Source organism: Fulvimarina thalattae, assembly GCF_040239565.1.
Taxonomy (GTDB): domain Bacteria; phylum Pseudomonadota; class Alphaproteobacteria; order Rhizobiales; family Rhizobiaceae; genus Fulvimarina.
Genome location: NZ_JBEHWS010000003.1, coordinates 230,716 through 243,180, shown reverse-complemented (window position 1 = coordinate 243,180; position 12,465 = coordinate 230,716). Strand labels below are relative to the sequence as shown.

At 62.9% G+C, this 12,465-nt stretch carries 13 protein-coding genes; 11 read left to right on the top strand and 2 right to left on the bottom strand.

Going from position 1 to position 12,465, the window contains the following annotated elements; genetic code table 11:
- The first annotated feature begins 81 nt into the window (after positions 1–81).
- From choW to cobT, 11 genes are all read left to right on the top strand, one after another.
- Positions 82–924, top strand: a complete 843-nt coding sequence (choW, locus tag ABRA89_RS05880; protein WP_349940517.1) for a choline ABC transporter permease subunit — start codon at positions 82–84, stop codon at positions 922–924.
- Positions 921–1,970 (top strand): choline ABC transporter ATP-binding protein, encoded by a 1,050-nt coding sequence (gene choV, locus ABRA89_RS05875; RefSeq protein ID WP_349940516.1) that lies wholly within the window; start codon positions 921–923, stop codon positions 1,968–1,970. Before choW ends, choV begins: the two co-directional genes overlap by 4 nt.
- A 265-nt stretch (positions 1,971–2,235) precedes the next feature.
- Positions 2,236–3,393 carry a sirohydrochlorin chelatase gene (locus ABRA89_RS05870; RefSeq protein ID WP_349940515.1) on the top strand — a complete coding sequence of 386 codons (1,158 nt, stop codon included), beginning with the start codon at positions 2,236–2,238 and terminating at the stop codon, positions 3,391–3,393.
- A gap of 11 nt (positions 3,394–3,404) precedes the next feature.
- A complete protein-coding gene (gene cobI / locus ABRA89_RS05865) occupies positions 3,405–4,181 on the top strand; it encodes a precorrin-2 C(20)-methyltransferase (protein WP_349940514.1) in 777 nt (258 codons plus the stop codon).
- Positions 4,178–6,007 (top strand): precorrin-3B C(17)-methyltransferase, encoded by a 1,830-nt coding sequence (gene cobJ, locus ABRA89_RS05860; RefSeq protein WP_349940513.1) that lies wholly within the window; start codon positions 4,178–4,180, stop codon positions 6,005–6,007. Before cobI ends, cobJ begins: the two co-directional genes overlap by 4 nt.
- Positions 6,004–6,321, top strand: coding sequence for a toxin-antitoxin system TumE family protein (locus ABRA89_RS05855; protein ID WP_349940512.1), 318 nt, complete (start codon positions 6,004–6,006; stop codon positions 6,319–6,321). The genes cobJ and ABRA89_RS05855 overlap by 4 nt, the downstream gene beginning before the upstream one ends.
- Positions 6,284–6,649: an HVO_A0114 family putative DNA-binding protein gene (locus ABRA89_RS05850; RefSeq protein WP_349940511.1), complete on the top strand. Its 366-nt coding sequence runs from the start codon at positions 6,284–6,286 to the stop codon at positions 6,647–6,649. Before ABRA89_RS05855 ends, ABRA89_RS05850 begins: the two co-directional genes overlap by 38 nt.
- 23 nt (positions 6,650–6,672) lie before the next feature.
- Positions 6,673–7,449, top strand: a complete 777-nt coding sequence (gene cobM, locus ABRA89_RS05845; protein ID WP_349940510.1) for a precorrin-4 C(11)-methyltransferase — start codon at positions 6,673–6,675, stop codon at positions 7,447–7,449.
- A gap of 8 nt (positions 7,450–7,457) precedes the next feature.
- Entirely contained in the window at positions 7,458–8,756 is a 1,299-nt protein-coding gene (locus tag ABRA89_RS05840; protein WP_349940509.1) for a cobyrinate a,c-diamide synthase, read from the top strand.
- Positions 8,753–9,811 (top strand): threonine-phosphate decarboxylase CobD, encoded by a 1,059-nt coding sequence (gene cobD / locus ABRA89_RS05835; protein WP_349940508.1) that lies wholly within the window; start codon positions 8,753–8,755, stop codon positions 9,809–9,811. Before ABRA89_RS05840 ends, cobD begins: the two co-directional genes overlap by 4 nt.
- A gap of 65 nt (positions 9,812–9,876) precedes the next feature.
- Entirely contained in the window at positions 9,877–10,896 is a 1,020-nt protein-coding gene (gene cobT / locus ABRA89_RS05830) for a nicotinate-nucleotide--dimethylbenzimidazole phosphoribosyltransferase (protein WP_349940507.1), read from the top strand.
- Positions 10,897–10,917: 21 nt separating this feature from the next.
- Here the strand turns inward: cobT and ABRA89_RS05825 are convergent, their stop codons facing one another.
- Both ABRA89_RS05825 and ABRA89_RS05820 read right to left on the bottom strand, forming a co-directional pair.
- On the bottom strand, positions 10,918–11,850 hold the full coding sequence (locus ABRA89_RS05825; protein ID WP_349940506.1) for an alpha/beta hydrolase: 933 nt from the start codon (positions 11,848–11,850) through the stop codon (positions 10,918–10,920).
- A 33-nt stretch (positions 11,851–11,883) separates the two neighbouring features.
- Positions 11,884–12,390 (bottom strand): GNAT family N-acetyltransferase, encoded by a 507-nt coding sequence (locus tag ABRA89_RS05820; protein ID WP_349940505.1) that lies wholly within the window; start codon positions 12,388–12,390, stop codon positions 11,884–11,886.
- Positions 12,391–12,465: the final 75 nt, after the last annotated feature.

The following is a 12,465-nucleotide window of genomic DNA, read 5'->3' as shown; positions in this document are numbered from 1 at the left end:
AGGCGATATCGAAACTATCCAGCCCCCGCCGAACCCGGCGGGGGCTTTTCTTCAACAGCTTAGGGGTGAGGGCGCGGGGTCGTGGACTGGCTGACTGATTACAAGATTCCGATCGGCAGTGTTGCCGAGGATGTGTTCGACTGGCTCCAATCGAATGGTGGCTGGTTCTTCGACGGCATGGCCGATGTCGGTGGCTGGCTGATCGACTGGCTGCTCTGGATCCTCCAGACGCCCAATCCCTTGATCATCGTCGCAATCTTCGGCGCGCTCAGCTTTTGGCTTCAGCGCAGCTGGAAGCTGACTCTCTTCGTCGTTCTCGGCTTTCTCTTCATCATCAACCAAGGCTATTGGGAGGAGATGACGGAGAGCCTCACGCTGGTCCTGTCGGCCTGTATCGTCTGTATGGCGATCGGTGTGCCAATCGGCATCGCCGCCGCCCATCGGCCGAAGCTCTACGCCTTCCTGCAACCGGTCCTCGACCTGATGCAGACACTCCCGACCTTCGTCTATCTTATTCCGGCGATCGTCTTCTTCGGCATCGGAATGGTGCCGGGTCTGCTGGCGACCGTCATCTTCGTCCTGCCGGCACCGATCCGCCTGACCTATCTCGGCGTTTCCTCGACGCCCAAATCCCTGCTCGAAGCAGCCGACGCCTTCGGTGCGACGGGATCGCAGAAGCTCTGGAAGGTAGAGCTTCCCTACGCCCTGCCGCAGATCATGGCCGGTCTCAACCAGACCATCATGCTCTCGCTCTCGATGGTCGTGATCGCAGCGCTCGTCGGCGCCGACGGCCTCGGCGTGCCGGTCGTTCGTGCGCTGAACCAGGTCAACACCTCGCTCGGTTTCGAGAGCGGATTCATCATCGTCGTCGTCGCGATCATCCTCGATCGCGTGCTCAGGGTCGGTCAGAGGAAGAAGGCATGAGTCAGGCAATCGTATTCGACGATGTGAATATCGTCTTCGGCAATCGTCCCGAAAGTGCGCTGCCTCTGATGGATGCGGGCAAGACCCGTGCCGAGGTTCAGGCCGAAACTGGCCAGGTCCTCGGCGTCCATGCCTGCTCGCTCGAAGTGAAGGAAGCTGAGATCCTCGTCCTCATGGGGCTCTCCGGTTCCGGCAAGTCGACACTTCTGCGCGCGGTCAATGGTCTCAATCCCGTTTGTCGCGGCCGCGTACTCGTCAACGACGGCTCGGAGATGGCCGACGTCACCAACGCGTCGTCGAAGAAGCTGCGCAATATGCGCCTGTCGCGTGTTTCGATGGTGTTCCAGCAGTTCGGGCTTCTGCCCTGGCGCAATGTCATCGACAATGTCGCGCTCGGCCTCGAACTCTCCGGTATGTCGAAGAAGGAGCGCGAGGAAAAGGTCCGCCAGCAGCTCGAACTGGTCGGCCTGGGCGACTGGGCCGAGCGCAAGGTGGGCGAACTGTCAGGCGGCATGCAGCAGCGCGTGGGCCTTGCCCGCGCTTTTGCGACGGACGCGCCGATTCTCCTGATGGACGAGCCGTTCTCCGCGCTCGATCCGTTGATCCGAAACCGCTTGCAGGACGAACTCCTCGATCTCCAGCAGAATCTGAAACGCACGATCCTCTTCGTCAGCCATGATCTCGACGAGGCCTTCAAGCTCGGCGACCGGATCGCGATCATGGAAGGCGGCAGGATCGTCCAGTGCGGCACGCCGTCGGATATCATCCAGAACCCGGCTGATCAGTATGTCGCCGACTTCGTGGCCCAGACCAACCTCCTCGAAATCCTTCGCGCGCGCGATGTGATGGGCGAGGACGACGGCACGCCGGCCTCCGAAGGCGGTGCCGTTCATCCGGACACGCCGATCCGCGAATTCCTCGGCCGGCTTGGCCAAGGTGCGATCATCCGGGTGGAAGACGGCGGCAAGACTGTCGGGCTTATCCGCCCGACCGATGTCGTGGCTGCGGTTTCTCCGAAGAGCGAAAATCAGCAGGCTGCCGCCTGAGCAATCAAGCGCCAATCGACGGCCTTCGCTAGTTCTGGCGAAGGCCGCGCCTCGCGTTTGACGCAGACAATCTTTGCCGATAACCAAGCAGTCAATCTAACGACGGTGCCCGGCCGGACCGGGCTGAAACGCATTCCGGTGCGGCCGACCCAATCAGGGGGCCAAGACGGAGCTGTCGGACTGCATCTTACGGCCGCGCGAACGAGCGCGCCTCCGATCCTCCGGCATTCATCGCGGCCCGAAAAGCCGCGCCAGGAGGACGGGAATGAAAGCCTTGATGCTGTGCGGCCATGGCAGCCGCGACAAGGGCGCAATGGAAGAATTCGGCGGTCTCGCCGAAAAGCTGCGTGACAAGCTTCCAGACTGGACGACCGAGCACGGCTATCTCGAATTCACCAAGCCTGTGATCCGCGACGGCCTGAACAAGCTGAAGGATTCGGGCGCGAGCGACATCGTTGCGCTGCCCGGCATGCTCTTTGCCGCCGGCCACGCCAAGAACGACATCCCGTCCGTTCTCAACACATATGCCGCCGCGAACGGCGTCACGATCCGCTACGGCCGCGAACTCGGCATCGATCTGAAGATGATCCGCGCCGCCGCAGAGCGCATCAAGGAATCCCTCCGCGCAGACGGCTGGAAGGAGGGCGATCCCCTCCATGACACCATGCTGGTCGTCGTCGGCCGCGGCGCATCGGACCCCGACGCCAATTCCAACGTGTCCAAGGTCATGCGCATGCTCTGGGAGGGCATGGGTTTCGGCTGGGGAGAAACCTGCTATTCGGGCGTCACCTTCCCGCTGGTCGAGCCGGGCCTCACCCATGCCGCGCGCCTCGGTTACAAGCGGATCGTCGTCTTCCCGTATTTTCTCTTCACCGGCGTTCTCGTTCGCCGGATCTACGACCAGACCGACAAGGTTGCGGGGAATCATCCCGACATCGCGTTCCTGAAGGCCCCCTATCTCGGTGCGCACGATCTTGTGGTCGAGACCTTCGTCGAGCGGCTCCACGAGGTGCTCGAAGGCGTCAACAACATGAACTGCCAGATGTGCAAGTACCGCGAACAGGTGCTCGGCTTCGAGGCGGAGGTCGGCCTCGCGCAGGAGAGCCACCATCATCACGTCGAGGGCGTAGGCTCATCCGCCGACTGTCAGCTCTGCGACGACGTCTGCACCGGAGCATGCCGCGCCGTACCGGAACCGGGACCCGTGCCGGGGGCAGGGCACGCGCACACGCACGATCATGGGGATGGACACGCTCATTCACACGAGAGCAGTCCGGGCCATTCCCACGGTCACGCTCATGATGCCGGCGAGCATGGCCACTCGCATTCTCACGGGCACAGCCATGCCCATGGTGGGCACGACCATCATCACCATCCCTATCCGCACGCCGACCATCCCCTCGGCCCGAAATCGATGCGCTGAAGTCTGGCCCGATGACCGAAGACAATCCGCCGAATACAGGCGCACTTTACGGCCTCGGGGTCGGGCCGGGCGATCCCGAACTTCTCACCCTGAAGGCCCACCGCATCCTGACCGCGTCCCCCGTCATTGCCTACCCGAAGCCCGACACCGGCGAGAGCTTCGCTCGCGCCATCGTCGCGGACTTCATCAAGCCCCACCAACGGGAGATCGCCATCGAAGTGCCAATGCGCGTCGAACGGTTTCCAGCGGCGGAGATTTACGATGGCGCGGCCGAGGAAATCGCGACATGCCTCGAACAGGGCGATGACGTCGCCGTTCTCTGCGAGGGTGATCCGTTCTTCTATGGCTCCTTCATGTATCTCTTCGAGCGCCTTGCCGACCGTTTCGAGACAATCGTCGTTCCCGGCGTTTCCTCGATCATGGCGGCGAGCGCTGCATCGGCGCGCCCGCTGGCCGCGCGGAACGACCGGTTGACCGTCATCCCCGGCCCGCTGCCGGACGAGGAACTGATCGCGCGCATCGAAAGCGCCGAGGCTTTCTCCATCATGAAGCTCGGCCGCCACTTCGCCCGCATCCGGCAAGTGATCGATCGCATGGGACTCACAGACCGGTGCCGCTATTGCGAGCGGGTTTCCCTACCGGAGGAAATCGTCCAGCCCCTTATCGAAGCGCCGGAAACCGCGCCTTATTTCTCGATGATCCTCGGCTATCGTGGTTCGGAGCCGGCAATCGTGAATGCGCCGCTCCCGCACTTTTCTCGCCGGGAGGAGGAGGGCGCCAAGACATGACGAACTCTTCTTCGGAAATCGCTCGTCCGGCCGTAGTCATCCTGTCGGACAGCGCCCGCGATCTCGCCGAGACGATCGCCCAGACCGTCAAAGGTGACGTTCACGGCGCGTCGCGGCGCACGAACGGCACGGCCGTTTGCTTCGAAAACGCCGGCGAACATCTGCGTTCCCTTTTTCAGGCCGGCACTCCGATCATCGGGCTCATGGCCTCCGGTGCGGTCATCCGGCTCCTCGCGCCGGTCCTCGCCGACAAGCAGACAGAGCCTCCGGTGCTCGCCATCGCCGAAGACGGCTCCAGCGTCGTGCCGCTGCTCGGTGGTCATCACGGCGCGAATGATTTCGCCCGGACAATCGCAGCTACGATCGGCGGCCACGCCGCCGTCACCACGGCGGGCGATCTCGCCTTCGGCATCGCTCTCGATGCGCCGCCACCCGGCTACGCTTTGGAAAGCCCGCAGGACGCCAAGCCGATCATGGCCCGGCTTCTCTCGGGCGAAAAAGCGCAGATTATTGGCGATGCGCCGTGGCTCGCGGACTCCTCGATTCCGACCTCATCTGGTGCCATGATCAGCCTGACGGTTTCGAGCGAGCGCCGAAGCCCGCGTGCTGACGAGCTTCTTTACCGCCCGAAAACGCTCGTCCTCGGCATGGGTTCGGAGCGCGGTGCTCCCATCGAGGAGGCGATCGCACTTGCCGAGAGCGTCCTCGAACAAGCCGGCGTCAGTCCGCTCTCTTTGGCTGCGGTCGCCAGCGTCGATCTTAAGGCGGACGAGAAAGCGATTCACGCCGTCGCGGATCATTTCGGCGTTTCCGCACGCTTCTTCACCGCCGAAAGGCTGGAAGCCGAGCGGGACCGCCTTCAAAGTCCGTCCGATATCGTCTTCGCGGAGATCGGCTGCCACGGCGTCGCGGAAGGCGCCGCGCTGGCGAGCGTCGGCGGGGAGGGAAAGCTCGTCTGTCCCAAGCAGAAATCGAAGCGAGTCACGGCCGCGCTGGCTGAAGCTCCGAGGCCTATCGATTCGGCTACGACCGGTCGAGCTAGAGGCACACTCTTCGTCGTCGGCATCGGACCCGGTCAGGAAGAATGGCGCTCGCCGGAGGTGAGCCGGATGATCGCTGCCTCCACCGATCTCGTCGGCTATTCGCTCTATCTCGATATCCTTGGCCCGCTGGCGATCTCGAAGACGCGCCATGACTTCGATCTCGGCGCGGAAGAGAAACGCGTGCGCCACGCAATGGAGCTGGCCGGCGAGGGTAAGGCTGTCTCGCTCGTCTGCTCCGGCGATGCAGGCATCTACGCCATGGCGACCCTCGTCTTCGAGCTTCTCGACAGGGGCGACCTCACCGATGCGGCCAAGCGCATCGCCATCGAATGTTCGCCCGGCATCTCCGCATTGCAAGCTGCCGCCGCGCGGGCCGGTGCCCCGCTCGGCCACGACTTCTGCACGATTTCCCTGTCCGACCTTCTGACGCCCTGGGAAGACATCCAGCGCCGGGTAAAGGCCGCAGCGGAGGGCGACTTCGTCGTCGCCTTTTACAATCCGGTTTCGAAGAAGCGCAGAACACAGCTCGCCTACGCCCGCAACGAACTCCTGAAACATCGCTCGGCCGATACGCCGGTTATCCTCGGCACCAATCTTGGCCGCCCCCAGGAGACGATCCGTATTGTTCCGCTCGGCGAGCTACAGGTGGACGACGTGGATATGCTCACCGTGGTTCTCGTTGGCTCGTCGAATTCGCGGGTCGTGCGGACCGGCGACGGGAAAGACTGGGTCTACACGCCTAGAGGCTATGCCCGAAAGGATGGCACGGGGATCGCTGGATGAGAGCGCGCCTCCTGCTTGAAACCAAGGAAAGCGCGCCAAACAACGGCATTATTCACATCCGTATCTGGCAGCTTCCGCACCTGACGGCTGAAAGGCCACATGGCCTCAAATATTCGCTGTTTTACGGAAAGTCCGGAGAGCGTATAATCGGGTACGACAACGAGCGCGGTAAAGGTGATCATCGCCATTACCGCGATCACGAAGAGCCATATACGTTTGTCGATATCCAGACGCTCTTGATTGAATTTCGCCGCGATGTCGCGAAGGAGATTTCCCATGAACGAGATCATCTTGAGCGTGAAGACCGTCGATGAATTCTTCGACGAGGCGATCGCTAGCGCAAGACGGATCGATGAGGGCGATCTGACACCGCAAACGCCGCGGCTGAGTTTCCATTCGCTCGAAGATCTCTACCAGACGCTCGATCCGTTTCGGTGGCGACTTCTGGATACGCTCCGCCGCATGGGGCCGTCGACGAGAGCTGAATTGTCGACCGCTTTGGAGCGAGGTCCGGCTCTTTTGGCAAAAGATCTGGAGAAGCTCTTGCCGATCGGCCTCGTCGAGGAGGACGAGGCAGGGCTTCTCTCTGTCCCTTGGGCGAAGATCACGACGGAGGTGGTGTTCGACCGGAACGCCGCCTGAGACAACCAGCCAAACGGATTTCCATGACAGTCCACTTCATCGGGGCCGGGCCAGGCGCGCCGGACCTCATCACTGTTCGCGGCCTGCGTCTCATCGAGGCCTGCCCGGTCTGCCTCTACGCCGGTTCGCTGGTGCCGAAGGAGGTCGTCGAGGCAGCGCCTGAGGACGCCCGTGTCCTCGACACCGCGCCGATGACGCTCGACGAGATCATGGCCGAGATCGAGGCAGCCCACGCCGCCGGTCTCGATGTTGCGCGGGTTCATTCCGGCGATCCTTCCCTCTACGGTGCGACGGCCGAACAGATGCGTCGGCTCGATGCCGCCGGAATCCCCTATTACGTGACGCCCGGCGTGCCGGCCTTCTCGGCGGCGGCGGCGGCTCTGAAGACCGAGCTGACGATACCCGAGGTCTGCCAGACCATCATCCTTACCCGCACGGCGATGAAGTCCTCATCGATGCCTGAGGGCGAAGAGCTCTCGACACTCGCCAAGAGCGGTGCGACGCTGGCGATCCACCTTTCGATCCGCAACATTCCGCATATCCAGCGCGAATTGACGCCGCTCGCAGCCTATGGCGCGGATTGTCCCGCGATCATCGCCTATCGGGTGGGCTGGCCTGACGAGACGTTTATCCGCGCGCCCCTGAGCGAACTTCATCAGAGGGCTCGGGAAGCCAAGCTCACCCGCACGGCGCTTATCCTCGTCGGCCGCGCGCTCGGCGCGAAGGATTTCATCGATTCCAAGCTTTATGACGGAAACCAGGTCCACCTCCTGCGCCCGAAGCGCAAGTCTTTGGCCTGACGCAGGGCATGAGCGGGCTCCTCATAGCCGCGCCATCATCCGGTGCCGGCAAGACCACGATCACGCTGGCGCTTCTCGCGGCGCTGAAGCAGCGTGGCGTTAAGCTTGCGTCGGCGAAGGCAGGCCCCGACTATATCGACCCCGCCTTTCACGCCGCCGCTTCCGGCCAACCGTGCGTCAATCTCGATCCCTGGGCTATGCGCCCTGACCTCCTGCAAGCTCTCGCGGCCGATGCCAGCGAAACGGCGGATGTCTTCGTGGTCGAGGCGATGATGGGGCTCTTCGACGGTGCGGCGGACGGCACGGGCTCTGCCGCCGATCTCGCCAACCATCTGGGGCTCAAGACCGTCCTCGTCGTTGATTGCGCCAAACAGAGCCATTCCGTCGCGGCGCTCGTTTCGGGCTTCGCAAACTTTCGCTCATCGACACGGATCGCCGGTCTCATCCTCAACCGCGTCGGCTCACCCCGCCACGATGCCCTGTTGCGAGAGGCACTTGCGCCTCTCGATATTCCTGTCCTCGCCTGCATTCCAAGAGAGCCCGAGCTGGTCCTGCCGGAGCGCCATCTCGGTCTCGTTCAGGCTGGCGAGCACGGCAATCTTCCCGCGTTTCTGCAGAGAGCAGCCGAAATTTTCATTGAAAACGCCGATCTAGATGCGCTGATCGATCTCGCTCGTCCGCCCAAGATTCGACCCACGATCGAACCCGCGCGCTTGCCGCCTCTCGGCCAACACATGGCTATTGCACGCGACGAGGCGTTCGCCTTTATCTACCCCCATCTTGTCGTCGGCTGGCGAAAGGCCGGAGCCGAACTCTCTTTCTTCTCGCCGCTGGCAGACGAAGCGCCTGACGAGACCGCCGATGCGGTCTATCTTCCGGGCGGCTATCCTGAACTCCATGCTGGCAAGCTGGCATCCGCCTCCCGCTTCAAGGCTGGCACGACCGCTGCTGCCGAGCGCGGAGCAATTGTCTACGGTGAATGCGGAGGCTACATGACGCTCGGTTCGGGGCTGGTAGATGCCGCTGGAACACGTCACGAAATGCTCGGCATCCTGCCGCTGGCCACAAGTTTCGAGACCCGTAAACTCCATCTCGGCTATCGCCGCGTTACTCCGTTCGGAAGCTCGCCTTTTTCTGCGCCGATGACCGCCCACGAGTTTCACTACGCGACCATTCTCGAACAGGGCGGCGGCCCCGCGCTTTTCGACGCACAGGATGCGAGGAACGAGGTGCTCGGTGGGCACGGCCAAATCACGGGAAATGTTTTCGGCTCTTTCCTGCATCTCATCGATCTGGCGACGTCATGAGCGACACTTCACCCGGTTCGATGGATCACGGAGGTGCGCTTGATGCCGCTATCGCGCGTTTCGGTGGGAAGCGGGAAGACTGGCTCGACCTCTCGACCGGCATCAACCCGTCGCCACCGGATATCCCGATACTGACCGCATCCTCCTGGGCGCGCCTGCCGGAAGCGGGAGCCGAGCAGTGTCTGGTCGATGCAGCACGCTCCTTCTATGGAGCGCGGAACGCGGCCGGGATCGCCATCGCTCCCGGCTCGCAGGCGCTTATTTCGCTCTTGCCGTTTCTGCTGCCTCCGGCAATAGTCGCCGTGCTCGATCCCACCTATTCGGAGCACACCCGCGCTTTCGAGGCCGCTGGTCACGATGTCCGGCGTTTTCATGAACTGACCGATATTCCGTCAGAAGCCAGTTTTGTCGTTCTTGTGAACCCGAACAATCCCGATGGCCGCCGGTTCGAGCCTCACTCGATGCTGGCCCTTGCGGAACGTCTGGCAGCGAAAGGAGGCTGGCTCGTCGTCGACGAAGCTTTCGCGGATACCGAAACCGAAATTTCGCTTGCGCCTCATGCCGGCCGAGAAGGGCTCGTCATCTATCGCTCGTTCGGCAAATTCACCGGGCTGGCAGGATTGCGCCTTGGATTCGCTCTGACGACACCCGAGCTTGCGCAACAGCTCGCTGCGCGCCTTGGCCCATGGGCGGTTTCATCGCCGGCGATCGCCCTGGGCACCGCCGTCCTCCAAAACGAAACAATAATCGATATACTGAGACGGGATATCGCATCCCAGTCTGCGCGTCTTGTATCCGTAGTCGCTTCGCAAGGTCTCGACATCATCGGCGGCACACCGCTTTTCAAGACGATCCACCATCCCCATGCCCAACGCCTGCACCGCGCGCTTTGCGAGCGGCATATCCTGACGCGCGCATTCGACTATGCGCCCGATTGGCTGCGCTTCGGCAATCCGCGCGACGATGGCGTGGCAAGCCGCCTCGAAACAGCACTTGCCGAAAGTCTCGCGGAGATCGGAGCCCCGCCGGGTGACGCCCCGGACGAGCCGGGATAGAACCCGCTTCGACCTCTCATCGCCAATTCGGCGATCGTCTTTTTAATTTCGTCTTCAGGAGCTCCATGTCTGCTTCCGGCCTTCCCTTCGACGACATCCGCGATCTCATCGCCAATCTGCCTTCTGCCGATCGTCAGGCGATCCGTGCCAAGCGCGAGCGCGAGGCGCAGCTGACAAAGCCGCCCGGTTCTCTTGGCCGTCTGGAGGATCTGTCGGAATGGGTCGCTGGCTGGCGTGGTTCGGCCACCATCCAGCGCCCGGTCGTCACGGTATTCGCGGGAACGCATGGCGTGACGAAGCAGGGCGTCTCGCCCTATCCCTCGGAGGTCACCCAGCAGATGGTGACCAACTTCGCCTCGGGGGGCGCCGCGATCAACCAGATCTGCGCGGCCTATGATCTCGGGCTGAAGGTGTTCGACCTCGCGCTCGATTATCCGACCGGCGATATCAGTGTCGAACCGGCCATGGACGAGAAAACCTGCGCGGCGACCATCGCCTACGGCATGGAGGCGCTTGCGGGCGAGCCCGATCTCGTCTGTATCGGCGAAATGGGCATCGGCAATACGACCGTCGCCGCCGCTCTTTACTGCGCGCTCTTCGGCGGCGATCCGGCCGAATGGGTCGGCCCCGGCACGGGGCTCGACGAAACCGGCCTCAAGCACAAGGCCGATGTCGTCGCCCGCGCCATGGAAACCCACCAGGGCCATCTGAAGGATCCGCTGGAAGTATTGCGCCGCGTCGGCGGCCGGGAGATCGCGGCGATGATCGGAGCGATCCTCGCCGCGCGCACCCAGCGCGTTCCCGTCATTATCGACGGCTTCGTGGCGACGGCCGCCGCCGCCATCCTCCACAAGATGGAGCCTTCGGCGCTCGACCATTGCCTCTTTGCCCACGTCTCCGCCGAGCCGGGACACATCAAGGCGCTCGGAATCATGGACAAGGTGCCTCTGCTGGCACTCGGTATGCGGTTGGGAGAGGGCACAGGCGCTGCGCTCGCCGCCGGCATCGTCAAGGCCGCCTGCCAATGCCATTCCGGCATGGCGACCTTCGATCAGGCTGCCGTCTCGAATAAAGCCGGCACTTGAGATTGCCGCGCGATTACGGGCTCAGTCGAGGCGCCGTTCCAACCAGCGGATGAACTCACGCACCACCGGTTTGCGGATCGCCGGCACCTCGTTCAGCGTCTCGTGCCGGGCACCCTCGGCGATCTTGAGCGTGACATCGCGAAGCCCGTGCTTTCGCAGGCGGTGATCCAGCCATTCAAGCGCCTTGCCGCCGTCTGTCGCCGGGTCCTCGGTCCCGCCGAGAAGATGGATCGGCAGGTCCTTCGGCAAGCGCGCGATCGCCGCTACGCTGCCACCGCTGCGGACCAGCGCGACCACATCCTCCATCATGGAAACGGTCGGGATGAAACCGCAGAGAGGGTCCTGCACGAAGGCATCTACGGCGTGCCGGTCGTGCGAGAGCCAGTCCTGATCTGTCCGCCGATTCTCGATCGACTTTTCCCATGGTTCGAAGACGAGGCGCCGCGACAGCATGCTCGCGACGTCCGAGCCCTTGAAGAATTTCTCGATCCGAAGCCCGGCAAGGCCAGCCTTCACCTGCCAACCGGCGCGGAGATCGGAATTCCATACCGCAAGGCCCGCGAGGTTTGCGCCATGGCTTTCGACGAAATTGAGCGCGATCAATCCGCCCATGGAGTGTCCGAAGACGAAGATCGGCAGATCTGGATATTCGCCACGCGCATGATCGAGCACCGCGCGACAATCGCGAAGCACCGCCTCCGCCCCGTCATGGCGGGCGAAGCGACGGAAGGGAGCATCCCGTGCCACCGTCGAGCCATGGCCGCGATGGTCGTGCGCGAACACAGCAAAGCCTGCATCTACAAGGTCCGCGGCAAAGCCGCGGTAGCGCTTGGCGTGCTCGGCGAGGCCATGAAACAGAAGAACAACGGCGCGGGGCTCAGCCGGCGCCGAGTGATAGACGTGAAGGGCAGCACCGGTCGGACTGTCGAGCGTCATGCTCGCGAATTCGGTCATTCAATCAGGCGCCTATCGGTCGGTGATAAATGTTCACGTCCAGAGGAAAGCGACCTTCCCGACCGTCTTGCCACCGAAGATCTCGGCACCCTGGGCGACGTCGGCACCACCGAGCGAGTGATAGAACATCATCGCCCGCTCGTTCTCCGCGAGGGTCCAGACCGCACATCCTTTCGCGCCATCCAGCGTCAGCCGGTCGCGCGCTGCCGCAAACAGTCTTCGGCCCAGGCCGACACCCTGAAAGTTTGGTTCGAGATAGAGTTCGTAAATCTCGCCCTCGACAGGGAGAGCCTCCGTCCTGTTACGGCCGAGGGTCGCATAGCCAACGATGCTGCCGCCGAAACGGCATACGAGAACACGTGCACCAGCATTGATCGTGCGTGCCCACCATGCGGAATTTCGCCGCGCGATCATGGCGTTCAGGCTGCGAAAGGGAATGATCCCCGTATATGTGTGATGCCATGATGCACTATGCACACGGTCGAGGCAGGCCGCGTCGATTTCCTCGGCACATCGGATGTCGGTGATCGTCGTCGTCATCGTCGCTCTCGCGCCAACTTCGGGCCGCTGTGCTTCCAAACGTTTCTTGCGGGCGGAAGTAGAGCGTAGTGGGAA